General features: G+C 63.9%; 22 protein-coding genes. 6 read left to right on the top strand and 16 right to left on the bottom strand.

Features of this window, described 5'->3' with window-relative positions; genetic code table 11:
* Positions 1–23: 23 nt before the first annotated feature.
* From DT069_RS22265 to DT069_RS22275, 5 genes are all read right to left on the bottom strand, one after another.
* Complete coding sequence (locus tag DT069_RS22265) at positions 24–314, bottom strand: hypothetical protein (RefSeq protein ID WP_162913364.1); 291 nt, start codon at positions 312–314, stop codon at positions 24–26.
* Positions 315–408: 94 nt separating this feature from the next.
* Positions 409–546 carry a hypothetical protein gene (locus tag DT069_RS24755; RefSeq protein ID WP_162913365.1) on the bottom strand — a complete coding sequence of 46 codons (138 nt, stop codon included), beginning with the start codon at positions 544–546 and terminating at the stop codon, positions 409–411.
* Between the two features lie 46 nt (positions 547–592).
* Positions 593–1,201: a tetratricopeptide repeat protein gene (locus DT069_RS22270; RefSeq protein ID WP_119462537.1), complete on the bottom strand. Its 609-nt coding sequence runs from the start codon at positions 1,199–1,201 to the stop codon at positions 593–595.
* Between the two features lie 94 nt (positions 1,202–1,295).
* The gene (locus DT069_RS24760; protein ID WP_162913367.1) at positions 1,296–1,445 is read right to left on the bottom strand and encodes a hypothetical protein; all 150 of its coding nucleotides are present in this window, start codon (positions 1,443–1,445) and stop codon (positions 1,296–1,298) included.
* Positions 1,446–1,540: 95 nt separating this feature from the next.
* Positions 1,541–1,804: a hypothetical protein gene (locus DT069_RS22275; RefSeq protein WP_119462538.1), complete on the bottom strand. Its 264-nt coding sequence runs from the start codon at positions 1,802–1,804 to the stop codon at positions 1,541–1,543.
* A gap of 858 nt (positions 1,805–2,662) precedes the next feature.
* Here DT069_RS22275 and DT069_RS22280 point away from each other — a divergent pair.
* Together DT069_RS22280 and DT069_RS22285 are read left to right on the top strand one after the other, a co-directional pair.
* Complete coding sequence (locus DT069_RS22280) at positions 2,663–3,676, top strand: fatty acid desaturase (protein ID WP_119462539.1); 1,014 nt, start codon at positions 2,663–2,665, stop codon at positions 3,674–3,676.
* A 321-nt stretch (positions 3,677–3,997) separates the two neighbouring features.
* Positions 3,998–4,504, top strand: coding sequence for a DUF2147 domain-containing protein (locus tag DT069_RS22285; protein ID WP_119462540.1), 507 nt, complete (start codon positions 3,998–4,000; stop codon positions 4,502–4,504).
* Between the two features lie 59 nt (positions 4,505–4,563).
* On the opposite strand, the gene DT069_RS22290 is transcribed toward DT069_RS22285, so the two are convergent.
* The 6 genes from DT069_RS22290 to DT069_RS22315 form a co-directional block, all read right to left on the bottom strand.
* Positions 4,564–4,920 carry a hypothetical protein gene (locus DT069_RS22290; protein ID WP_119462541.1) on the bottom strand — a complete coding sequence of 119 codons (357 nt, stop codon included), beginning with the start codon at positions 4,918–4,920 and terminating at the stop codon, positions 4,564–4,566.
* Between the two features lie 374 nt (positions 4,921–5,294).
* Positions 5,295–5,489, bottom strand: a complete 195-nt coding sequence (locus DT069_RS22295; RefSeq protein ID WP_119462542.1) for a hypothetical protein — start codon at positions 5,487–5,489, stop codon at positions 5,295–5,297.
* A 744-nt stretch (positions 5,490–6,233) separates the two neighbouring features.
* The gene (locus tag DT069_RS22300) at positions 6,234–7,373 is read right to left on the bottom strand and encodes an MFS transporter (RefSeq protein WP_162913369.1); all 1,140 of its coding nucleotides are present in this window, start codon (positions 7,371–7,373) and stop codon (positions 6,234–6,236) included.
* A 70-nt stretch (positions 7,374–7,443) separates the two neighbouring features.
* Positions 7,444–9,426: an ABC transporter permease gene (locus tag DT069_RS22305; protein ID WP_119462544.1), complete on the bottom strand. Its 1,983-nt coding sequence runs from the start codon at positions 9,424–9,426 to the stop codon at positions 7,444–7,446.
* The gene (locus tag DT069_RS22310) at positions 9,423–10,490 is read right to left on the bottom strand and encodes a quaternary amine ABC transporter ATP-binding protein (protein WP_119462545.1); all 1,068 of its coding nucleotides are present in this window, start codon (positions 10,488–10,490) and stop codon (positions 9,423–9,425) included. Before DT069_RS22310 ends, DT069_RS22305 begins: the two co-directional genes overlap by 4 nt.
* 148 nt (positions 10,491–10,638) lie before the next feature.
* Positions 10,639–11,607, bottom strand: coding sequence for an ABC transporter substrate-binding protein (locus tag DT069_RS22315; RefSeq protein WP_425450469.1), 969 nt, complete (start codon positions 11,605–11,607; stop codon positions 10,639–10,641).
* A gap of 349 nt (positions 11,608–11,956) precedes the next feature.
* On the opposite strand from DT069_RS22315, the gene torR reads away from it, so the two are divergent.
* Entirely contained in the window at positions 11,957–12,676 is a 720-nt protein-coding gene (gene torR, locus DT069_RS22320; RefSeq protein WP_425450470.1) for a two-component system response regulator TorR, read from the top strand.
* A 1-nt stretch (position 12,677) separates the two neighbouring features.
* Here the strand turns inward: torR and torS are convergent, their stop codons facing one another.
* The gene (gene torS / locus DT069_RS22325; protein ID WP_119462547.1) at positions 12,678–15,695 is read right to left on the bottom strand and encodes a TMAO reductase system sensor histidine kinase/response regulator TorS; all 3,018 of its coding nucleotides are present in this window, start codon (positions 15,693–15,695) and stop codon (positions 12,678–12,680) included.
* Positions 15,696–15,792: 97 nt separating this feature from the next.
* Between torS and torT the strand changes: the two genes are divergently transcribed.
* Positions 15,793–16,884 (top strand): TMAO reductase system periplasmic protein TorT, encoded by a 1,092-nt coding sequence (torT, locus tag DT069_RS22330; protein ID WP_425450471.1) that lies wholly within the window; start codon positions 15,793–15,795, stop codon positions 16,882–16,884.
* A 298-nt stretch (positions 16,885–17,182) separates the two neighbouring features.
* On the opposite strand, the gene DT069_RS22335 is transcribed toward torT, so the two are convergent.
* Both DT069_RS22335 and DT069_RS24765 read right to left on the bottom strand, forming a co-directional pair.
* Positions 17,183–18,445: an App1 family protein phosphatidate phosphatase gene (locus tag DT069_RS22335; protein WP_425450472.1), complete on the bottom strand. Its 1,263-nt coding sequence runs from the start codon at positions 18,443–18,445 to the stop codon at positions 17,183–17,185.
* A 648-nt stretch (positions 18,446–19,093) separates the two neighbouring features.
* Complete coding sequence (locus DT069_RS24765) at positions 19,094–19,501, bottom strand: tetratricopeptide repeat protein (RefSeq protein WP_162913370.1); 408 nt, start codon at positions 19,499–19,501, stop codon at positions 19,094–19,096.
* A gap of 435 nt (positions 19,502–19,936) precedes the next feature.
* On the opposite strand from DT069_RS24765, the gene DT069_RS22345 reads away from it, so the two are divergent.
* Entirely contained in the window at positions 19,937–21,046 is a 1,110-nt protein-coding gene (locus DT069_RS22345; protein ID WP_119462550.1) for a patatin-like phospholipase family protein, read from the top strand.
* A 275-nt stretch (positions 21,047–21,321) separates the two neighbouring features.
* A complete protein-coding gene (locus DT069_RS22350) occupies positions 21,322–21,906 on the top strand; it encodes a YciE/YciF ferroxidase family protein (protein WP_119462551.1) in 585 nt (194 codons plus the stop codon).
* Here the strand turns inward: DT069_RS22350 and DT069_RS22355 are convergent.
* Positions 21,903–22,790 (bottom strand): FkbM family methyltransferase, encoded by an 888-nt coding sequence (locus DT069_RS22355; protein ID WP_162913372.1) that lies wholly within the window; start codon positions 22,788–22,790, stop codon positions 21,903–21,905. The two genes, DT069_RS22350 and DT069_RS22355, sit on opposite strands and share 4 nt — an antisense overlap.
* 70 nt (positions 22,791–22,860) lie before the next feature.
* Positions 22,861–23,100, bottom strand: a complete 240-nt coding sequence (locus tag DT069_RS24770; RefSeq protein WP_119462655.1) for a hypothetical protein — start codon at positions 23,098–23,100, stop codon at positions 22,861–22,863.
* Positions 23,101–23,365: the final 265 nt, after the last annotated feature.

Genomic DNA, 23,365 nt, shown 5'->3' on the forward strand with positions numbered 1-23,365 from the left:
CCTGCCGATAATGCGAGTGTCGCTCAGTGGTTGCGGGGCGCGATACCCGCTTTACCGAAATCGAAGGCGCCGCTGTCGGAGCGCCAAAGGACGACGTCGCCGCTTCTGGCCGTGCAGTCCACGACCTCAACGCTGGCGCCCCGGTCGCCCGCCGCCTGCGCCGCATCAACGGCATCGAGCAAAGCGTCTCGGCGCGAGAGGTAGGGGCCGTGGCGATCGGAGCCCGCCTGCACCGTCCAGCCATGGCTGTTCCGCGTTAGTCGATATTGCTGCGGCGATGCGGCCGGCGGCCGCTTTGGTCCTAGCTTAACCATCTGCTCCTGCTGTTCTGATGCATCGATGATGTCACGCGACGAGGCCGGGGCGCCACATCACGGTCGAGGCTTGATCCTCCACCGCATAGGTCGGCTAATCTGACGATGGCGGCACGGCACCAATCGGATCCGCCGGCGAGGTGTCGACGATCGCGGGCCGAATCACGACCCAGACGACAAGCGCAAGGACCAGGGTTGCCGGAATGACGATGGGCGGGACAAAATAGCTCATAACAATCTCTCCAAATAAAGCAAACCGATCTGCCTCTCCGGTGGCGTTAGCCGACCGAGGCCGCATTGGCCGGCGCGGCCGGACGCGGCTGCCACTGTTCGACCAGACGGTTAGCCTTGCTGATCTCAGCAGGGCTCATGCGGTCCAGCAGCCGGCGCAGGTCGGTTCCGGCGAGGAAGCCGACGACGTCGCCGCCGCGAGTCGCGGCGAGCGCCAGCCACAGATGCGCCTGCACCAAGTCCTGATTTACGCCCTCGCCCGTCGCGTAGCGGTTGCCCAGACGCTGCATGGCAGCCGCATGGCCGCCCTCTGCGGCTCGGGTAAGCCACTGCACTGCCTGCGCCGGGTCGGGGTCCAGGCCATAGCCACTCTCGTACATTTCGGCGAGCTGGAACTGCGCCTCGGCATGCCCTTGCTCGGCGGCCTTGCGATACCATCGGCTGGCCTCGGTCATGTCGTAGGAAACGCCCTGGGCTTGCCGATACATCTCGCCGAGGTAGAACTGGGTGACTTGGTCGCCATGGTCGGCCAAAGGCTGCCATTCCTCGAGCGCGGCAGCGAAGTCATAGCGCTTGTAGGCGGTCAGCCCGTCCGCGAACTCAGCCTCTGCCGCGCCGGACAGCCCGAGCACGAAAGCGGCGGCCAACAGGTACATCCTTCTCACGACACCTCCTCCGCGATGGTTGGTTCTCGCTGTGACCGGGCGCTCAGGTCTTTCCCTTAGCGTTCGTCAGCCAGAAGCCTGACCATCACATCATCGAAAAGCCAACCAATAGAACACTACCGCCAATTAAGGCGATCCACGTCAGCTCATTGCTGTTTAAGACCAGCCAGTCACTGATCATCAATGTCACGCGACGACCAATTCCATTCTTGAGACTCATCTTGAGACTCGACATTTCCGTCTCCTGGAGCCGCTGCGAGGCTCCGAACCGCGGTTCATCCAGTGCTGCCTTTGGTCGTCCGTCGACGATCGCCTTTGCGGTTGAGAGCGCTACGCGATCGCGGCGTCGCGTTCCTGGGCCGCGTCCAGCTCCGAGGGATCGATGTCGATGGCGTGGAGCCATGTGGCGCCGGCAGATTGGGAGGGCAGGAAGATAACCGTCGCAACCCGCCGGTAGACGGGAAACGACAGACCCTGAACGAGCTCCTCGTCCGTCTCCACCTGGTAGGCTCCCGCCGGCAGCATCTCCTCGACCCCTCTCAGGCGGAAGGGCTGCGTAAACGTGACGATCTTTTGGCTCGTGCGCATCATCATGCGTCTCCCGGTTTCGGCGACTGCCCTGCGGTCCCGGCGGCTCTCGCCGCCACGAACGAGCGATCACGCGCTTGCATCGTCCAAACCACGGCTGTGACGTACCGGCCAGCCTTCTGAGACGGCGGCTTCGTATGAGTTCCGGTCGTCTGTCGAGCGCTGGCTCGGGTGTCCGGGCTTCGCGGCGATCTTCTTCGTTACGGCCGCGTCCGTCCGTTGCGCCGGCGGTCTTGACGGCGGCAGTGTCGACTTCTCGGGAATGTTCATGATCGCGGCCCTCCTCATGGAGCGCCGGCATGTCTTGGTTCGGCGCAGAGGCAGCCATGCTGGTTGATCTGTTCGGAGCGCACCAATCTCTGGCGCCGCCGCTCCGATCACATCCAGCCCAGAGTAAAAATATCTCCTGGGTATGAGTATCATATGGGGAGCGATTCCGATTTTACATCGACTTGCGAAAACTTCGTTGTTCGATCGCTTCGAATCCTGCGGAACCGGCTTGAGCATTTCCGTGAAGGATATGGCCCCGCTATCGCCTCGACCGCGGTCCAGGCGAACCAAACCTTGCCTCAATACGTTATAGGGATCATGCGCGTCACAACAGAGACGCCACATTCTGCGGAATCAGTGCGAGTTGTCGCCTCGCAACGCACGATTGGAACTCTGTCGAGATGTATGGGATATCCGGAGTCAAAAGGATCAAGGCCGGCTGAGGTGCCCAACCAATTAGGCGTCTCGCCGGCCTCGTTCCGTGTCCGGCGTCAGCTTCGATATCGGACGATTTGCATAGGCCCGGGTCGGATCGCCAGAAGGCTCTGAGTTCTGGAGCGGCGGCAGGTCAACTCATCCGTCGAGAGCTAGTCCATGCCTGTCTTTTCTGGAGATCCTGAACACTGGTCCTTTCGAACCTCCGTCTCTCGCTATCAATCCCCGAGTCTGGCGAAGAGCGTCGGGCAGATTGCCAACTCGTTCCTGCCGTTCCTCGGTCTCTGTGCTCTCATGTATGCGAGCCTCGACCTGAACTACGGGATCACCTTTGCACTCGCAATTCCCGCCGCCGGATTCGTCGTCCGCATCTTCATCATTCAGCATGACTGCGGACACGGCGCGTTCTTCCGATCGCGGCGCGCCAACGCCATCACCGGCACGCTGTGCAGCTTGGTGACCTTGGCGCCTTATGCCCATTGGCGCCGCCAGCACGCCGGCCACCACGCCAACTGGAACAACCTCGATCGTCGGCTGAGCGGCCTCGATATCTATTCCAGTTGCCTGACGACGGACGAATACCGGAACCTCGACGCCTGGCGACGGGCAGCCTATCGCGTGAGCCGGCACCCGCTCGTCTCGCTGGTCGTCCTGCCTCCGCTCGTGTTTCTGCTGCTCTACCGCGTGCCGTTCGACACCCCGAGGAGCTGGAAGGAAGAACGGCGCGCCGTGCACCTGACCAACCTGGCGCTGATCGGCCTCGTTCTCGCGCTCGGCTTCACCCTCGGATTCCCACAGGTGCTGATGGTGCAGCTGCCGATCTGCGTGATCGCGGCCATCTTCGGCGTCTTCCTGTTCTCGCTGCAGCATCGGTTCGAGAACACGCTATGGGCCCGGCGCGAAGACTGGAACTTCGTAGCGGCTTCGGTCCAGGGCAGCTCCTATTTGAAGCTGCCGAGAATCCTGCAATGGTTCACCGGGAATATCGGGTTTCACCACGTTCACCATCTGAACCCACGCATACCCAACTACCGGCTGCAGGCGTGCCACGACGCCAATCCGGTGTTGCAGGCGGCACCCGTCCTGACGCTCTGGAGTGGGCTCAGGAGCGTTCGTTACGCCCTCTGGGACGAACAACAGGGCAGGATGGTACCGTTCAGACCGCTGCGGTGAACACCGTGATCATCCTAAAGGCCGTTGAAAACACTCCGGGAGCGGTGCAGCAGACGGGAAGCGAGGACGGCGCGGCTGTTAATAGAGGATATGCCCCTGCCCGAGGCCGCGATATGACGCCGGAAAGCCGAACTCTGGTCGGCAACGTTAGTGCCGCACGGGCGTGCCGCACAGGCGCTCGCTCGGAACAATTCAGGCTAGTTCACCGATTATTCCCAGCGCGAAGCCCGGTAGTCGGTCTCGGGCGACAGACATGCGCGGCCGCTCTCGCAATGCGCGGCATGACCCGACGGCTGCTGGAAGCGGTTGGGAGTAATCGCCATGGCGGTTCCAATGCTGAAAACCCTGCTAAACTCGCTCCTTGGACTATTGACGGCATTCTTGGTGCTTGCCGCGACGTCGAGGCCGGCTTTGGCGGCAGATCCACAAGGAGTCTGGCTGACGGAGGACAAAGACGCCGCCCTCACGATCACCAAATGCAATAGTCGGCTTTGTGGCCGGATCATCTGGTTGGAGAGCGCTACAGATCGGAGCGGATCGCCTCGACTCGACCAAAACAATCCGGATCCCGCAAAGCAGACACAACCGATCTGTGGGCTCGTCGTCATAACCGGCCTCGAACCCTCCGGCCCCGATAGGTGGGACGGGTCTGTCTACAATCCACAGGACGGCAAGACCTACAGCGGTTACATTACCGTTCTGTCGGACACGACATTGGCACTTCGCGCATATATCGGTCTGCCGATCTTCGGCAAAAGCCAGACCTGGACGCGCGTGGACAGCGCGGCCGCCAGCGGCATTGAATACAACTGCCGCAGGCGCGGGTGAAACCTGCCGTCGAAGGTGCTGACAGCACCAGCTCGGGTCCCTCACGGGGCACCGCCCGGCTACCTTCTTGCTGAGTTGAGGATGCCCTCTCGGCTTAGACAATGTGCTTCGCCTACTCTGTCTTCTCGCTGTCTGAACTTCAGCGTCGGATAGAGCATCAGCCGCACGTCCTCCTTGCTCGCCTCGAAGACGGAGACGAGCGCCTTGAGGAACACGGCGATGGCAATGGTGGAGATGAACTTGGTCATGCTGCGCCGCGCCTCGCCAGCGTGGCGCATCTCGCTTGAGCGGACGGTCTCCTCCTCGAAGAGATACTCGGCCACATCGAAGACGGCGATCGAAATGATCGTGTAGCCGACGGCCTCGAGCAGAGTCGAGCCGACGTCCGCCTCGGGCTGCCGGAACACAGCGATCACCTGCGCCCCCGCATAGATGATCAGCCCGCCGGCGGCAGCATCAGCGCGATGCTCGCCGCCCGGAATACCGTCCGCGTCACCAAGTCCAGTAGGCGCATATCTCTCATCCCGTGGATCCGTACCGCGTCACCAGAGAAGGGAGTCAGGGAGATCGAGGTGATTCCGCCGGGCTCGGCTGCGCCATGTCTTGGTTCGGCGCAGAACTCGCCATGCTCGTCGATGCGATCGGCGCAGCCCGCTCAGCCTGCGGCGCCGCCTCAACAACACTCGAGAGTAAAGACGTCTCCTGGGTGCAGGCTGTTATATGGGGGCGATTATCACTACCCGCGTCAAGACCGGTGATCGACCCGCCAATCCAGGCACAACTGCGCCGATCAGATCATCTTCGCCTTGACCGCCTCGTCATAGCATCGCTGGCGATCAGCCGAATTGCCGAACATCGCCTTGATATGCGAACCCCGAACGGACCAGAACAGAACAGCGGCGGGATTCTCCCGCCCCCATCGGCCAAGCCAGGTTTCGGCATTCAGCGAGTGCGGAAGCTTGAGGTCGAAGTCAGTGTTTTTCATGGTTGGGCATGTCCAATGCGGTGTTGGCGCAGCTTTGGCGAAGGGCCGCCCACGGAGTCTACCCGAGGGCCGACTGTGTAACTGCCGGGCGCGCATGCCGCCATCGGCACTGTCCGGTTGGGAGCGCCAACGATATATGGCCCGCATTTCATTTTTTGCAATGAACGAAAATACTCGCCGTCATAATATTCGAACCGGGTAAAACAAGGTGCAAAATAAATTGATTGCGTGTAACGTCTCGACTTCCTCGATCTGTGAAAATCACCCAGCGCGGTCTATTCGCTGGCGATCATGACAGCACGCGGCTGCATTTATAATCGCCGCTCCGACACAGGTCTCTAACGCGAAAAATTTAGGAGAATGACGTTGGCCAAAGGTCAAAAGAGAAGCAATCGCGAACCGAAGAAACCGAAATCAACCAAAAAGGCGCCTGCCGCCTCAGTTTCGACATTTCCGGTAACGCCGGCCAAAAGGAAGCCGGCTTCGGCATAGGCCGATCGAGGAGGGCCAATCGACAAGCTTGCCGCGCCAGGAGGTCCGGCGCTGTGGCGGCACATCGACAAGGTGACCGGAACGACTAGTAAGATGGGTGCCTAGTGTGCACCCGGGATCCGGGCGGTACATCGTTGAAGCTACGGGCTGCAGCCAACGAAAACCACATCTACTCGGATGTGACAGACCAGCCAGAACGTGCATGCGCGCCCACCAACACCTTCTCGGGGTAGATCAAACTGCCCCACCTTCTCAGCCTGGTTCCGGAGAAGGCAAACCGACACACGGCAAGGTCATGGCCGTTGCGGCGGCGAACAAGGCGGCAACGGCGGCCAAGGCCAAGGCGAGCACATAGCTTCCGGAAGCATCAAACAGAATGCCCGCGATCCACGGCGCTGCCAGCCCCGCGATGCCCCAGGCGGTGAAGACACGGCCGAACACCTTGGCGACATCCTCAGGGCGATAATAATCAGCGATGGCAATCGGGTAGATGGCGATGATACCGCCATAGGCGAAGCCGACCGATGCGAGCGCCACGATCGCCGCGACCGGACTCGTCGTATAGGCGAGTAAGGCGAGCACCGCCGCGGATAGGATGGTGAAGAACATCAACAGAATGCGCCCGGGCCAGCGATCGGCCAGCCAGCCAGCGGTGAACCCGCCGGCACCGTTGCCCAGGCCGATCAGCATTGTCCCGAAGACCAGCTGCTCCGCCTGTCCGCCTTTGGCGGCGACGATGCCTGCGGCATGGCCCATGGCCATAAGCCCAGCTGCCGCCGCCAAGCAGTAGCCGGTCCATAGCAGGGAGAAGAGCCGACGATCGCGGAGCGCTCCATCTATAGGCAAGAGCAACGGCGCCGGCGCGAATTCACCAGCGCGCGACAGCTTGAGCAGACTGGCCGCGCCGGCTCCGGCACACAGCAGGACGCCCGCCATGACGAGCATCGCCGTTCCGGCGCCACCGACGGCGATGAGCACAGCGAATACCCGCGCGAAGATCACCACGCCGAAGGCATAAGCCGCTGTTACCGCGCCAATCGCAAATCCTTTGCGATCCGGCAGCGCCTGTCGCGCGATCTGAAGAGAGAAGCCGTAACCGATCCCGTTTGCCATGCCGAACAGCACGCTGTAGCCGAAACCGATGACCAGAAGGGATGAGCCGGCGCCGGCAACAGCCATGCCGATCGCCGCGACGAGGCCGACCAGCCCGGCCAGAGCCGCCGGTGGAATCAGGCGATAGAGGACGTGTCCGCCCAGTAGCGAGAGCGTGAGGCAAGCGGTTGCAAGCGAATAGAGCAGACTGACCTCCGCCCGCGTAGCACTGAAGCTGCGCTCCAGCGGCTCGAGAAAGACGCTGAAGGCATGCAGCGACCCGAGGCTGCCACTGAGCAAGATGGCCGCCAAGATTGTCAGGAGTGGCTTGCTCCGCAGCGCCGCCCCGAATCGAGACTGCAACACCGCCTTAGGCTAGCCCAAGCTGCCGCTTGCGCCGGAGACTCCAGGCGCCGATCAGCCGATCGGCGGTGATGCCGATGAAGGCAATGCAGAGGCCGGCGACCAGACCACGGCCGGTGTCGGCGTCGGTCAGCGCCTTGTTGATCTCCTGGCCAAGGTCACGCGTGCCGATGAGTGCCGTGATGGTCACCATGAAGAGCCCCATCATGATCGTCTGATTGACTCCGAGCATGATCTCCGGCAGGGCCAGCGGCAGTTCCACCTTCCACAGAATCTGCCGGCGGGTGCAGCCGGACGCGACCGCGGACTCGACGATCGTCGTCGGGACCCGCCGAAGTCCCAGATAGCTGTAGCGAATTGCCGGAACCATCGCATAGGCGATGATCGCCGTGATTGCGGCGACATCGCCGACCTTGAACAGCATGACGACGGGAATCAGGTAGATGAAGGACGGGAAGGTCTGCATCGTGTCGCAGATGGTCAGGACGACCGAGGCAACCTTGGGCTTTCGCGCCGCCCAGATGCCGAGCGGAACGCCGATCCCCGTGCAGATCACCACGGCGATCGACACGAGATAGACTGTGATCATCGCCGGCGTCCAGAAGCCGGTGATCACGATGAAGCCGATCAGCGCCGCGACCAGGAGCGACAGGCGCCAACCGCCAAGGCGATAGCCGAGCAGGGCGACCAGCCCGACGAAGATGGTCCAAGGGGTCCCGAGGAAGAGATTGCGGACCGGAATCAGGACGTTCACGAGAAGACCGTCCCGGATCAGCCCCAGATAGCCGTAAAGGTTCAGCGAGATCCATTCGACGATCGCATCCCAGAACGGCGCCGTGGTGATCGCCCAGCCCGACGGCAGGATACGCAGCGCGGGAGCCCAAGCCGACAGAAGATAGCCGACGACGAGCACCGCCACTGCCAAGGCGGCGTGCGCGTGGCGGTGCCAGATCGCCTCGCCATGGCGGTGGCGCACCGGCTGCTTGCGGGCGTAGGCTTGGCTCAGCCGATCCAGAACGATAGCCATGACGACGATGGCGACCCCCTGTTCCAGCGCCTGGCCGAGCTTCAGGCTCTGCAGCGAATAGAGCAGATCGAAGCCGAGACCAGATGCACCGATCAGCGAGGCGATCACCGCCATGGCGAGGGTCTGCATGATGACCTGATTGACGCCGACCATCAGCGTCGACCGCGCCGCCGGTAGCTGGACTTTCCAGAGCAGTTGGCGCGGCGTGCAGCCCGACATCCGTCCTGATTCGATGACTTCGCTCGGCACCGTCCGCAGTCCGAGGATCGTGCAGCGGGCCATCGGCGGCATCGCGAAGATGCCGGTGGCGATCATCGCCGGCACGTCACCGAACCCGAACAGCACGACGACCGGCACGAGATAGGCGAAATGCGGAATGCTCTGCATCAGGTCGAACATGCCGGTCAGCACGGCTTCCGCCCGCCGGTTGCGGGTCGCGAGGATGCCAAGCGCCAGCCCCGTCGCCGCGGCCAGCGGTACAGTGATCACGATGATCGACAGAGTCTGCATCGACCCCCGCCAGACGCCGAAGAGCGTGAGGTAGGACACGCACCCCCCGGCGAGCAGCGCCAGCCGCCATCCGGCGATGGCGTGCCCCAGGATCGTGATGAGTAGAACGAGCACGATCCAAGGCAATTGGGGCAGGCCGATCGCCGGAAAACCGGAATAAAGGATGCCATCGGCCCAGCTGAGCGGCCAAGCGAGCAGCCAGGCGATGCCCCGCGTCAGGTCGCGGAATGTGAACAAGCCGAGATCGGCCGAGTAGCCAAGCCAGTTGAAGAGCGCCGTGATCCAGTCGGCGACCGGCACGACCCACGCGTCGGGAAGCCGAAACGTCCAAGGCAGGAGGTCGCGCAGCAGGACGCCGGACCCGACGATCGCCAGCGCCAGCAACAGGGCGTTGCGGCCTGCCGACTGTCGCGGAATGCGTACGCGTCGCGCCACAATCGGGACGGCGGTCATAGCGTCGGCCTCTCGCCGCGCCCCTTCTCCGATTCCAGGCTACGCGGCCCTCCGAAGACGATCTCGACGACGGCGTCGCGACCCAGAACGCCGATCGGCTCACCAGCGTCGCCGAGGACCGGAACCGGCTCCGCGCGGCCCAGCACGTAGGCGGCGATCTCTTCGACCTTGGCGCTCGCCGGAACACCGCCCTCAGCGCTCACCAGCCCTCCCGCCGGCGTCATTGCGGTCCGGGCGGAGATCAGCTTGGCCCGAGGCGCATCCTTGGTGAATTCGGCGACGTACGCATCGGCAGGCCGCGTGATCATCTCCTCCGGCGAGCAGAGCTGAATCAGCGCGCCGTCCTTCATGATGCCGATGCGGTCGGCCAGCCGCGTCGCCTCGGCGAAGTCGTGAGTGATGAACACGATCGTCTTCTTCAGCAGGCGCTGCAGCCGCAGGAACTCGTCCTGCATCTCGCGCCGGATCAGCGGGTCGAGTGCCGAGAACGGCTCATCGAGGAACCAGACCTCCGGCTCGACCGCGAGGCTGCGGGCGATGCCGACGCGCTGCTGCTGACCGCCGGACAATTCCCGCGGATAGTACTCCTCGCGGCCGTCGAGGCCGACCAGACGAACCATCTCGCGCGCCCGCTCCTCGCGCCTTGGCCGGGATATGCCCTGGACCTCCAGCGGAAAGGCGACATTGTCGAGCACAGTTCGGTGCGGCAGCAGGCCGAAATGCTGGAACACCATGCCCATCTTGTGGCGGCGCAGCTCGATGAGATCGGTCTCCGAGGCCTGCAGCAGGTCTTGCCCCTCGAACAGGATCTGCCCCTCGGTCGGCTCGATCAGCCGGGAGAGACAGCGCACGAGCGTCGACTTGCCCGAGCCGCTCAAGCCCATGATGATCAGGATCTCGCCGGTGAAGACCTCGAACGAGACGTCGTGCACCGCGGCGATATATCCGCCGGCCGTCAAGTCGGCCGCGCTCGGTGCGCGATCATGCCGCGCCAGGAACTCGGTTGGCTTCGGCCCGAAAATCTTCCAAAGGTTATGGCAGGCGATCTTGACGGGTCGTTCCATTGATCGGGCGCCTCCGTCGGGTTATCGATCAGGGTCTTCGAAAGCGGCGTGCCGGGCAAGCGCGGCTTCGGCAGGAACCGCGGCCGGGCGCGAACGATCGTCCGCGCCCGGCCCGCCCTTGACGGCGAGATTCACTATCCGGCACCGATTACATGGTCGGCATCCAAGCCTTCCAAACCGGCTCGTTCTCCGCGATCCACTTAGCGGCGGCTTCTTCGGGCGTCAGGCCATCGACATCGACCAGGGAGGAAGCCTCAGCAAGTTGTGCATTGGTGAAATCCATGTTCTTGATCAAGGTGAAGGCAGCCGGCCATTTGTCCTCCATGCCGGCCCAGACTCCCTTCTTCAGCCAGCCCTTCTTGGTCGCACCGCAGTCATAGGCCAAGTCCGGATTCGTGCCCCAGCTCGGGTCGGTGAGGCATTCGGGCGCGAAGTCGGGAAAATCGACGAACTTGCCTTCGTACTTCGCCTCGACCCAGTTGGGCGTCCAGTTGAAGAGCACGATCGGCTCCTGGCGCTTGTAGGCGGAGTCGAGTTCCGCCCACAGGGTCGCCGCCTGCCCGACTGGCACCTCGACGAAGTTCATGCCCAGCGCTTCAATGCGCTCGCTGTGATGCTTTCCCCAATCGACTGGCCCGCCGACATAACGCCCCTTGGGCGCGGTCTCGGCCGTGGCGAACAGCTCGGCACACTTGTCGAGCGCCTTCCAGTCCGGCAGGCCGGGGCACTTCTCCTCCATGTAGATCGGGTACCACCATTCCTCGCGGGTGATCGCCGTGTGCGAGCCGGCATCGATCATCCGCCCGGCCTCGACCTCCTTCTCGAACGGCACCAGCATGGTGCCTTCCCAGACCTCGAGCTGGACGTGGAGATCGCCATTGCCCATGGCAGTGAACTGCAGCTGCGTGTTGGAGGGTACGTACTCGACGGTGTAACCCATCTTCTCAAGAAGCTGCCCAGCGATGTCCGACACCACCAGCTGGCTCGTCCAGTTGTTGTGAATGATTTTGATCGGGTCGCTCGATTCCGGCACCTCCGCCACGGCGGGTACCGTCAGGGTGAGCATGGCGGCCACGCCGATTCCCAATGTCCAATGCCTTACTCTCGCAGAACGCATGATGACCTCCTGTTGTTGATTGTCGGCTTTTGCCCGTTGTTCACGCTTCCGCGTGTTTTCGAAATGTCGCTTTGCGGTCGTGCGCATCCGTTCGGACTTACTTGCCGGCCCGACAGCAAGCATGTCGCGCCGTATGAAGGCCGACTTCGGCATGAGGATTGCTCCCCGTCCCGCCTTATTCTTCTGCGTCCGTCGTTCATCCGGTGCGGACCGGCAACAAACGGACGACAGTGGCGATAGCGCCAAAGCAGGCTCGAAACAATTCTATCGGGCAGTTGTGAACGACTCGACGGGACCTGGTGAACGGCCTGTGCTAAATTGTGAAAAAATGTTAAATAACGAGATTGCAGTGGAGGGTGAGACTTTGCTGGCAGCACCGTTTCACATCGTCATCGTCGAAGATGAGGTGGTGACCCGAGCCAAGCTGGCGGGCTATTTCGAGACTGAGGGCTATCGCGTCAGCGAGGCCGAGAACGGCGAGGACATGCGCGCGATTCTCGCCCGCGATCCGGCAGACCTTCTGATGATCGACATCAACCTGCCAGGCGAGGACGGGCTGCTTCTGACTCGCGAGCAGCGCAGCCGGTCCGACGTCGGCATTATCCTGGTCAGCGGGCGGTCCGACGATGTCGACCGGATCGTCGGGCTGGAGATCGGCGCCGACGACTATGTGACCAAGCCCTTCAACCAGCGCGAGCTGCTGGCCCGCGTGAAGGGCCTGCTGCGGCGATCGGCCTCACGGTCCGCCACCAAGCCGCCCGTCGCGCGATTCGCGGGATGGACCTTCGACATCGCCCGGCGGCGCCTCACCTCGCCCGAAGGAGAGACGGTCGATCTGACCCGCGCGGAATATCAGACGCTGGTCGCCTTCGTCCAGAATCCGGGCGTCGTGCTGAGCCGCGAGCGCCTGCTGCGCCAGGTAATGCGCCGTGCCTGGGACCCTTACGACCGCACGGTCGATGTTCTGGTGGGACGGCTGCGCCGCAAGCTGGAGCCGGAGCGGAAGATGCCGGAGCTCATCGTCACCGCCCATGGCGAGGGGTATCTGTTCACGGCCGAGATCCAGTGACTCAGCCCGCGGCGCGCTGCTGCAGGTCGTTCCAGCTTTGGCTCAGGCAGTCCCGTGACTGTTCATAGAGCGCAGCGTATCCGGCGAAAAGACTCGTCACTCGCGCCGAATCATCGCTTCCCGCCGCGCCTTCCAAACTCCCTGACCGATTGGCAAGCGCAAGCAGACCGAGGGCGGTGGCCGAGCTCTTCAGATAGTGGGCGGTCCAGCGCACCGCCTCCATATCGCCCGCCTCGACCGCGGCTTGCAGCCGGCCAATCTTCTCCGGCGTCGTTTCCAGGAACAGGTCGACCAGACGCCGCGCTCGCTCCGCGCCGAGCGCATCGACATCGCCGCGCAGAACGTTGAGCTGGATCAGCGCGGTCTGGTCCAGCGAGCGTTCATCCCAGTGGGTATCAATCCGGTGAGCGTCATCCCGGTGGGCGTCTCCATTTCGGGCCTCGCCCTCATGGACCGGCAGGAAGATCCGGCGGTCGCCGCCGGAGAGGACCTGGCCGAGGGCGGCCGACAGGGTTTCAGGCGAGATCGGCTTGCCGACGAAGGCGTCCATGCCGGCGTCCAGATGTTGGGCGATCTCGTTGCGGAAGACATGCGCCGACATTGCGATGATCGGGATCTGCCGCTTGCCCGGATCACCAAGCGCGCGGATGCGCCGCGTTGCCTCGATCCCGTCCATCCCCGGCAGGCTCACATCCATCAGGACCAAATCGAACCGTCCTGCCGCGACCGCAGCCACCGCCTGACGGCCATCGGTCACGATGGTCACCGCATGGCCCGCTTTCTCAAGGAAGGTCCGGGCAACCAGCTGGTTGACCTCGTTGTCCTCGACCACCAGCATGGTCTTCGGTTCCACGGGCCGGCCATCGCCGATCGGTTCCCGATCCGGCGCGACGAGGGCTCCCGGATCGCCGCGTTCAAATTCCAGCGTGAGGCTGAACAGGCTACCGACACCGGGCGTGCTCTCGAGCGCGAGCCGTCCGCCCAGAGTGTCCGCCAGCCGCTTGGAGATAGCGAGACCGAGACCGGTTCCGCCATAGCGGCGCGAGGTCGAGGCGTCCATCTGGGAGAAGGCCTCGAAGATGCGGTCGCGGCTCTCCTCTGGCACACCGATGCCGGTATCGCGGACCTGGAATTCAAGCGTGACCGCCGCCTCGTCGACCCTAATCGGCCGGACACCGACCAGAACCTCCCCCGTTTCGGTGAACTTGACGCCATTGCCGATGAGGTTGAATAGGATCTGCCGCAGCTTGCCGGGATCGCCCTTCAGCACTTCGGGCAGATCGTCGGCGTAAGCGGCCGCAAGCCGCAAGCCTTTCTCCTGGGCCCGGGGCCGCATCAGCGAGACGATGCCGTCGACCACGGCGCGCGAGTCGAAATCGGTGCTCTCGATCTCGATATGCCCGGACTCGATCTTGGAATAATCGAGAATGTTGTTGAGAATCGCGAGCAGGGTCGTACCCGAGGCGGTGATGATCTCCAGCTGGGCACGCTGCTCCGGGTCGAGCCGGGTGTCCGACAGAATGCGGACCATGCCGAGGATGCCGCTCATCGGCGTGCGGATCTCATGGCTCATGGTTGCGAGGAAGTCCGACTTCGCGCGATTGGCCGTCTCCGCGCGGGCGCGGGCCCTATCGTGATTGCGGACCTCCTCCTGCAGGCGGGCGTTGGCATCGGTCAGCTGCGCGGTCCGCTCGGCGACGAGACGCTGCAACTCGTTCCGGTGCTGGCGCAGCTCCTCCTGGACGCGTTCCCGCTCCTGCTCCAGCTCGCGCTTGCGGATCGCCTCGTCCTTGAAGACCTGGATCGCGCGCGCCATCTCGGTGAGCTCGTCGCGGCCTTCAGTCCGAACCGGCACCGTCAGGTCGCCGCGGGCGAGCCGTCGCATGGTGCCAGCCAGGAGGCCGAGGCGCCGAACCACGTTCCGCTCGACATAGAGCCAGACGATCAATGCGGCGACAACGAGCGAGGTAACCGACGTTAGGACGAGGATGCCAAGACCGAAGCGGACCGCCCGATCGGCCTCGCGGGTCGCCTGCGCCGCGAATGTCCGCGACGATTCGACGAGATCACGCACCAGTGCGCCGAGGGTCTCCGACAGTTCGCGATTCCGCTGGTTGAGCCCCTCGATGCTGGCGGACGCGGCCAGAACGCTTCGTCGCAAGCCGAAGACATCATCGCCGTCGCCGGGCGCACTCGCCGCAGACAGGTCGCCGAACAGGGCTTCCGCCTGGCGGCGGCGAACCGGATCCGAGATGCCGGAGACCCGCCGCGACAGGATCCGGAGATGCTGGGTGAAATCTTCCTGCAGCCGGCCGATTTCGGCGAGGTCGACGGACTTGCCAAGCTGATTCAGCAGCAGGCCGACCTGCGAGCTGCGAAGACGGAGCTCGAACATCCGCTCCATCAGATACAGCTCCTCCTCGATCAGCCGGTCGAGCGCGTCATAGGCCCGCTCCTCCTGCACCGGCGGCTCGATGAGGCTGTAGAGATGGGAGATGACGGCCGTCGCCCGCGTTGCGGCGTTGGAGACCAGGGTTTCCGACAGATCGGTGATCGCGGTTGCAGCCTGCAACGCCTCGGCGGTCAGGGTGCCGAGCTGCTCAAGGTGGGCGAGCCGTTCGGCGACCAGTTCGTTCTGGCGCAACAGATTCTCCAGGACGGCCTCGGCCGCTTGCTCGAGGGCCGCCAGCTGCTCCGCATCGAACTGCTCGCGGTCGACCGCGGCCACCGCCTCTCGCAAGGCGTCAGCCTGACTGAAAAGCGCGTCCGCCCGAAGGCGGCGCTCGTCTTCGTCACTGGCGCCGATGAGAGCGGGAGCCGCGGCGACCATCCGCGCACTGATCTCGGCGACGGTCTGCGCCGCGGCGACCGCCGGCATAGCCCGGGTGACGACGATCGCCTGCGTTTCCGCGATGTCGCGAAGAATCAGCCAGCCGACGAGGCCGGAGGTCAGCGACAGCGCCGAAATCCCAACGAACGCGAAGAACAGACGACCGCCGATTCCAATTCCCTTGGCCATGGCGCAATTAAACCGCTCTTTCAATTCCGGGAGAAGCAGCTAAAACTCGGTCACGGCATCTCGCCCTGCAGATATCCTTTCCGGACCGGGGACGACCGTGACCTTTGTTCGCAAGCCGCTGCCGCGATTCTCGGTGCTCCTGGCGCTGATATCCGGGCTCCTTCTCGGCGGACCGGGCCTGCTGCCGCAGGCTGAGGCCGAGACTTGGCAGCTGCAGAGTTGGGTTCCGCCGTTCGACTACCAGAGCGAGCCCCAAACGATCGCATATACGCCATTGAAGACGGCGTCGCGCAAGTGGCGCCTCTGCGCCTCCTATCCGCATTTGAAGGATTCCTACTGGCTCAGCGTCAATTACGGGATGGTCGAGGAGGCTCGGCGGCTCGGTGTCGCCCTGCGCGTCGTCGAGGCGGGCGGCTATCCGAACCTAGACCGGCAGATCGCCCAGATCGAGGAGTGCGTCGCCGCCGGGGCGGACGCCTTGATCGTCGGCCCCGTGTCCTATTCCGGACTGACGAATCTCGTGGCGCAGGTGGCGCAGCACATCCCGGTTATCGCCGCCGTCAACGATATCGACAACCGCGGGATTACCGCAAAATCAGCCGTCCCGTGGACCGATATGGGCGGATCGATTGGCGCCTATTTCGCACGGATCCACCCGAAAGGCAGCCCGCCGGTCAAAGTCGCCTGGTTCCCGGGCCCCAAGGGCGCCGGGTGGGTTCGCTTCGTTGAGACGGGATTCCGTGCGGCCATCGCCGGGAGCTCCGCCGAGGTGGTCGCCACGAAATGGGGCGACACCGGCACGGAGATCCAATTGATCCTGATCGAGGAAATGCTCGAGGAGCATCCCGACATCGACTATATCGTCGGCAGCGCCGTCACCGCCGGCGCCGCGGTCAGCCTCCTTCGGGCACGTGGGTTGACGGGAAAGATCCAAGTCCTCGCCGACTACTTCACCCATGCCGTCTATCGCGGGATCAAGCGAGACAAGATCCTCGCCGCACCGACGGATGCCCCCGTCCTTCAGGGGCGACTTGCCATCGACCAAGCCGTGCGCGCGCTTGAGGGTAAACTGGAAATTCTCCATGCCGGGCCGCGGATCAGAATAATCGATCAAGGCAACATCGAGACCATGGACCTTGAAGCGTCCGTCGCACCGGCTTGGTTCACCCCAACATTTACTGTCGAGTGAAAATTGTCGGCTCTCCCTATAGCCAACTGCGAATAGGAAAATGCGCCGATTAACCCGAGCCTGAGCGGCGTTACGCTATCGACCGGCTTCGCGCCGCCCAGGCCGAACGGCACCCGCCATGCCAACCAATTTGCTGAATTTGACGCACACAACTCCGAGGTCAGCTGCTACTCGAGTAGATAGACCCGGTCCGCGGTTTGGCCTAGCCGGGAGAGGATATCTCCCGTTGTGATCGTGGGCCGATACCCGCCTTATGAGAGGCGGCGGCGATGGGTTCGCAGAATCACGCCGCGTGGAGCTACCTGCCCTTCTCGTCTTCCGGCTCGACGACAACGTTCGGTGGTGCGTCTCCGTCAGATTTCTCGTCGAGCACGTCCGTCAGCTCACCCCGCTGCACAACTTCACGAGTTTCGCGCGGGGTCGGTCGGATGAGCTCGCAGGTCGGTTTCGGCGCCGGCTCATCCGGCTGCACCTTTCTCTCCTCTGCGACGGCGGACAGCGCCTCCGGCGCAATAAGGCCGTGCTCTGTCGCATGCCGCGCCATCGCCAAACTGTCCGAGGCAAGCAGCAGAGTGCTGCCGGCATTCACCACTTCGACGGCCAGCGCCTCAATCGCCCGGCGCCGCTCGGGATTTCGGCTGACATTGCGGATGTAGATCGCGGCAACCCGCCCGGGATGCTCTCGCACAATTTGGCTGTAGATCTCGGGATCGCGCTGGCCGCTGTCGCCGATCAGGACAAAGGGCAGATCGTCATAGAGTGCCAGCATGTTGCGGACCAGTTCGAGCTTGTGCCCTTTCGCCCGGCGCGGCAGCGGGCTCTGCAAGGTCAGCCCCCACTCCCGCAGGAACAGCACCGGTCCAATTGGAATGCCGTGCAGGTTGAAGAATTCATCGAGGACCTCGTAGAGACTCCATGGGGCGCGGGAAACATACAGCATCGGATTGCCTTCGGTTCCGGAGACGCCACGGTGCAGCGCCTGCAGAAAGGCCGCGATCCCGGGGAACGCGGCCCGGTTCCGCGCTTCCTGCATGAAGAGCCGCCACAGCATCTCCAGCTTGCGGACGACGCCCGTGTACATCACCGTATCGTCAATGTCGCTGATGACCACGTACCGGCAGGTGCCGGGCGGGATAAACAGCGCGCCTTCGGCCACAATCGCCACAGGGCTCATCAACTCAAGTGCTATGGAATGCCAGAGCCGATCCGTGGGCGATGACTGTGCGGGACGCAAATGAATCCGGAAGTAGCCGTCGCGATCCGTCGTCACCCTCTGCTCCGTCCCATAGAAGCGTACGACCAGGGTCGCATCGGCAATCCCCCGCCGCAGGAGTCGCCGTCCGGCGTCGATAGCGGCATGGCGCAACGTCCCACGATGCCCGGTTGGGCTCGTTCCCGGCTGCTTGAAGACTCGACCGATGAGGAATACTTCGTGGGCCGAGCCGTAACCCCGATAGGGCTGCAGAACGACGCCATTCTGGCCCCCCGCGGCATTATCGGATCGGCCCAGCAGTCGGAGCACCTTGCGGACGGCCCTTACTCTGTTTGCCATACGCTGCATGTTTATGAGCGTCTCCGGGGACGTCGTCGCCTCAACGGTAAAACTCAGGCCATTTCGATCCTGAACAGGTCAGGACCGCGCTATGGGCGCGCGATTGATCCGGCTGCAGCCCTTCGGCAGCGGATCGACCGTTCCGGGCGCTGCAGCCGGGTCCGGAAGTCTGTTGCCCACGCACTGCGCGGGGCGGCTCGTATTGCACCAGCGATCACCATCACGGCAATTCTCCGCCATTAAGAGGTCGTTCGCGTCCCATTTCACAATAGGAAGATCCAAATCGGCTCCAATCGTGACGGAAAGCCCGTGGGTCGTCGCAGCCCTCGCCAGGGTCTTGCCCGATGGTGGCGGTAACTGGGGCGCTCGATCGCAAGGACACGCGCGCCGAGGCGGCCAAGGCGCTGCGGGCGCTGATCGAGGGGATCCGGCTCGTGCCGGAATGGGGAGATGGAGATCGAACTGAGGGGCGACTTGGCGGCGATTCTGGCACTGAGCGCAAACGGCAACGGACCCGCCTCCAGAGGAGGCGGGCCTATGCAAGTAACGCTGGTCGCAGGGATCCGCAGCTGCTTTTATTTACCCCTCTGTGCACCCAGGGCTCCGGTGGTTTCTGGCTGAAGTTCCAGGCCGCACCCAACGAAAAATCGCATCTATTCAGATGTGCTTGTGCATCAGCCCAAGGAGATACTGCGCCTTGGCATGGCCGTGCCTTGCCGCCTGCTCGTACCAGCGGGCCGCCTCGACATCGTCCTGGGGAACGACCGTGCCCTCGTCATAGGCGCGACCGAGTTCGAACTGCGCCTCCGCGTGCCCCCGCTCGGCGGCTTTGCGGTACCAATGGATCGCCCTGTCCTCGTCCTGGGGCGTGCCCTTTCCGTCCCGGTATAGAGTCGCGACACAGTACTGAGCATCACGGTCGCCGGCCTCCGCCGCTGGCAGCAAGGCTCCCAAGGCGGCGGAATACTCGCCGCGCCGATAGGCCGCCTTGCCTTCGGCAAGGCTGAGCGCCGACGGCGCCAGCCCGATCCATCTCAGTACGGCGAGCAACCAACGTCGCGGCAAGCCCAAGGACTCCAGATCAGCGATCCCAGACCGGTGCTGTCCCTCCCCCGACGGAGGAGACCGTCTCGACCGCGGTTGGAACTGAACGGAGAAACGGCCGGGTGTGCAAACGGTTCCCGCGAACGATCTGGTCGTCCACTCCGCGGAAGATAATGCGCCGACTTTGTTAGGTGATCGAGATGAACCTGTTTGACTAATGGAGGCGTCATTGATCAGGGTGCCGCCATGGTCCTGGCTCCGAAACCGGCGCATCGGGGCCCTGTCTCGCGCGACGGGCGTCTCGCTAAGCCGGCCACGACGGCTTACAATGCTGCTCGGTGAGCTCACGGTATTCACCGTCCACCTTGGGACCGCCTCTCAGGTGGCGCGAGGCTTTGCCGAACAGGCGTAGGTCATGAGCCCTACTATAACGTGAAGTCCAATAGGGTTGTCGCCATGACGGAACGGATCACGCTCGTTTTGTCCGGAGGAAATGCGCTCGGCACTTATCAGGCAGGCGCCTACGAAGCGCTTCACCAACGGGGCTTGCAGCCGGACCGGATCGTCGCCGCCTCCATCGGTGCCGTGAACGCCGCTATCGTCGCCGGTAATCCGCCGGAACGGCGTGTGGAGAGCCTGCGACAGTTCTGGGACGGGGCCGCGCAGGACGGCGCAGCATGGGCTTTGAGCCCGGCGTTCTGGGGTGACGACCGGGCCCGAGTGTTGCAGTCCCAGGTCTTGGGCAGTCCGGGCGTCTTCAGGCCGCGCTTCCCGGGTGGGCTGTCCCTGCTACCCGGCATGCCTGCAGACACGAGCCTTTATGATCTTGCGCCGTTGCGCACCAGCCTGGAGCGCGTGACCAGTCTTGAGCGGTTGAACAGCGGGGCAATGCGTCTGACCGTGGTGGCGGTAGACCTGATCACCGGGGAAGAGGTCCGCTTCGATACGCAGGATGCGCCGATCGGGCTCAACCATCTGCTGGCAAGCAGCGGCTTTCCCCCGTTCTTTCCGCCGGTCGAGATTGATGGCCGTCTTCTGTGCGACGGCGGCATGGTCACGAACCTGCCGCTTGAGGCCGCCCTGGCCGAACCGTCGGCGGAGGATCACCTGTGCATAGCCATCGACCTTTTCCGCCGGCAGGGCGCCCCCCCGAAAACGGTGGGACAAGCCGTCGACCGGCAACTCGACCTGCTGCTCACCAGCCAGACCTGGAAGGCAATTGAAAAGCTGCGCCGGGTCCACGACTTGCGCCGGCATCTGCGGGTGCTCGGTCAAAGACTGCCGGCGGAACTGCGAACCGATGCTGACGTTGTTTCGGCCTTGGCGGAAGGGGCGAAGAGCGCCGACAGTTCGACCACGCTCCTCCTTCTGATCCACGCCCCCGTTCCACACGACGTGGAGATGAGGGCCTTCGACTTTTCCCGGCCGGTCCTGACGGAACGCTGGGAAGCCGGGCGCGCGGAGATGGAGCAGGCCCTGCGCGAATTCGATCGTCGCCAAGCCTCACCCGGAGAGTTCGTCGTACACACTGTCAACGGAGATGGGGGCGTGCAAAGCGCTCGGTGAGCGTGAGCATTGCCGGCCGCATCGATCCGCCGTCCTCCAACAGCCCGGCATTTTCGGAACTCTTCCTCCCGCCCGGTGTTCCTGGACAGTCATATCGCTTCCTATCCAGCTATCTACCGTAGCATGCATTCTTTTTAGCCTCGTCCGGCGCCAAGCGCGCATGCCCTTCGTCCTTGAAGGGGTCGAGATCAGCAGTCGCATGATAGCTCTGTTCCCGCTCCCCGAGCGGGTTCGGCCTTTGACCGGATCGGCCGCCCAACCACAGTGAGGTCCTCATGAAGATCAATTCTGCCGATGATCTGTTCACGAACGAATTGCGTGACATCTACAGCGCCGAGAAGCAGCTATCGCGGGCCTTGCCACGCCTGACGAAAGCCGTCCAGGCGGAGAGCCTGCGCGGCAAGCTCCAGGAGCGCGTCGAAGAAGGACAAACGATCCTGGAGGCGATCGATCAGGTCTTCGAGGAGCTCGAGGTCAGCAAGGGCCGTAAGAAGTGCGAGGCCATGGAGGGCCTGATCGAAGAGGCCAATCAGCTCGTCGAGGAGATTGAAAACGAGACGGTGCTGGACGCTGCTTTGATCGGTGCCGTGCAGAAGGTCGAGCATTACTGCATTGCTGCGTGGGGCACGGCGGCGGCGCTGGGCCGGGCGCTCGACCAGGACACGGCTGTCGGTGCATTCGAGAAGGCGCTGGAGAACGGCAAGCGCTTCGACGACGAGATGACGGCGCTCGCCGAGAATGAGGTAAATCCCGCCATGCTTGCTTCGGCTGAGGAAGATGCCTCTTCAAATGGCGGGAGAGCAACCCGGAAGACCGGTGCACGCAAGTCTACGGCCACAAAAGACAAAGGGAAGCGCTAAGGGCAAGGGCCGCCGCGAAGGCGATCGTCGCGAGCATGGGGCACCTCCTTCTCCGCCGCGGTTGCGGCGGCGGCGCCGACGGCATCCTTGCCTAGGGTCGCCTTCAGCCGATCCAGATCCGCTTGCTCGTGGACGAAGATGAAGTTGTTGATGTAGAGCCCGGCCGGGCTCTTGCCGCACCAGCCGACCGATCCGGGTTGCTGGTGCTTCCGCCGATCGAAGCCGTCGACCGCGACGAGGCGGCGGTCGAGCAGGAAGAACCCTCGGTAGCCGAGCGACGCGAGGACCGCGAACATCCGATCGGGGCAGTCGGGATGATGGCGCCGTTCGGACTCGATGATGAGGTTGGGGCGGTGCCGAACCAGGGTTTCGCGTGCCCCGCGCAGCACGGCGAGCTCATGGCCCTCGACGTCGATCTTGATGAGCCCGACCGCGCCCAATGCGAAGCTGTCGAGCGTCCGGGTCTCCACCGCCACCGCCGCGGCGCGGCGGTGGCCGCCGAACCCGTTCTCGGGTTCGATCGACGCTCGCCCGACGAACGCGCGCCCGGCGACGACGGGGACGCGCAGCGCTGCCGAGCCGGCCCGATCGGAGAGGGCGCAGTTCTTGACCGCGACCGCCGGCGCGAATGAGCCCCGCAGGAGCCTGTAGCGCCGCGGATCGGGTTCGAATGCGAGGACCTGCCGGGAGTACAGGAGCATGATGGCGGCATAGACGCCGAACCCGCTGCCGACATCGACGGAGATCCGGTCGCGGTCACACAGGGCCGGGAGCAGGCGCAGCTCGGCCTCGCCCCAGGTCACATGCGCCACCGCGCGTGCAAGCAAGGGCAGCCTCGGACCGACCCGCCGCAGGAGCTCGTGCGAGACCCGGTGCGGGGTCATCCTGCCGGCACCCGGATGGCGGTGCGATCCCGCGGACAGGACGACGCCAGGGCGGCCGCCGTCGCAGGCATCACATCGACCAGTGCTCATAGCGGACCATGGTTCGGCGCTGCGCGATGCAGATCTGGTCCGCCTCGTTGAGATGGTCGAGATGCCGAAAGAACTGCTGTGTATCGTCCGGGGTGCGGGTTGTGAGGGCGCGCAGCCCCGCGGCATAGACGAGGCTGCTCTTGCCCATGACGGCGCCGGCGGCCTCGACCAGTTCGGACAGCGAGCGGTGGAGCCGCTCTCGGGTGCGGGCGTCGTGCATGGCTCTCTCCTTCGCCGCCGGGCTCTGAGGTGGCAAGGCAACCCGCTCGGCGGGGTCTGGTTCCGCAGCATCGCCGGCCGCCGGAGACATTCCGGAGGGTACGGTCGGCCCGGAGGGTACGGTGGGCGCGGAGGGCACGGTCGGCGCGGCGTTGCTTGGTCGGATGAACCTCGAGGATCAGGGAGACCGGGCTTGGACTGCCGCGCACCATTCGGCCAACACCGGCTGGCACCTGGGACGCGGGTCTCGCCCGATCGAACGGATA

The sequence above is a fragment of the Virgifigura deserti genome (genome assembly GCA_003576685.1).
GTDB lineage: Bacteria > Pseudomonadota > Alphaproteobacteria > Dongiales > Dongiaceae > Virgifigura > Virgifigura deserti.

Coding starts and splice junctions, on each gene's coding strand:
- DT069_RS22285 (WP_119462540.1), top strand. CDS start 3,998: ATGGCGGTTCCAATGCTGAAAACCCTGCTAAACTCGCTCCTTGGACTA.
- DT069_RS22265 (WP_162913364.1), bottom strand. CDS start 314: ATGGTTAAGCTAGGACCAAAGCGGCCGCCGGCCGCATCGCCGCAGCAA.
- DT069_RS24755 (WP_162913365.1), bottom strand. CDS start 546: ATGAGCTATTTTGTCCCGCCCATCGTCATTCCGGCAACCCTGGTCCTT.
- DT069_RS22350 (WP_119462551.1), top strand. CDS start 21,322: ATGAAGATCAATTCTGCCGATGATCTGTTCACGAACGAATTGCGTGAC.
- DT069_RS22275 (WP_119462538.1), bottom strand. CDS start 1,804: ATGATGATGCGCACGAGCCAAAAGATCGTCACGTTTACGCAGCCCTTC.
- DT069_RS24770 (WP_119462655.1), bottom strand. CDS start 23,100: ATGCACGACGCCCGCACCCGAGAGCGGCTCCACCGCTCGCTGTCCGAA.
- DT069_RS24760 (WP_162913367.1), bottom strand. CDS start 1,445: ATGTCGAGTCTCAAGATGAGTCTCAAGAATGGAATTGGTCGTCGCGTG.
- DT069_RS22355 (WP_162913372.1), bottom strand. CDS start 22,790: ATGACCCCGCACCGGGTCTCGCACGAGCTCCTGCGGCGGGTCGGTCCG.
- DT069_RS22305 (WP_119462544.1), bottom strand. CDS start 9,426: ATGACCGCCGTCCCGATTGTGGCGCGACGCGTACGCATTCCGCGACAG.
- DT069_RS22345 (WP_119462550.1), top strand. CDS start 19,937: ATGACGGAACGGATCACGCTCGTTTTGTCCGGAGGAAATGCGCTCGGC.
- torS (WP_119462547.1), bottom strand. CDS start 15,695: ATGGCCAAGGGAATTGGAATCGGCGGTCGTCTGTTCTTCGCGTTCGTT.
- DT069_RS22335 (WP_425450472.1), bottom strand. CDS start 18,445: ATGCAGCGTATGGCAAACAGAGTAAGGGCCGTCCGCAAGGTGCTCCGA.
- DT069_RS22270 (WP_119462537.1), bottom strand. CDS start 1,201: ATGTACCTGTTGGCCGCCGCTTTCGTGCTCGGGCTGTCCGGCGCGGCA.
- DT069_RS22295 (WP_119462542.1), bottom strand. CDS start 5,489: ATGAAAAACACTGACTTCGACCTCAAGCTTCCGCACTCGCTGAATGCC.
- DT069_RS22310 (WP_119462545.1), bottom strand. CDS start 10,490: ATGGAACGACCCGTCAAGATCGCCTGCCATAACCTTTGGAAGATTTTC.
- DT069_RS22315 (WP_425450469.1), bottom strand. CDS start 11,607: ATGCGTTCTGCGAGAGTAAGGCATTGGACATTGGGAATCGGCGTGGCC.
- DT069_RS22280 (WP_119462539.1), top strand. CDS start 2,663: ATGCCTGTCTTTTCTGGAGATCCTGAACACTGGTCCTTTCGAACCTCC.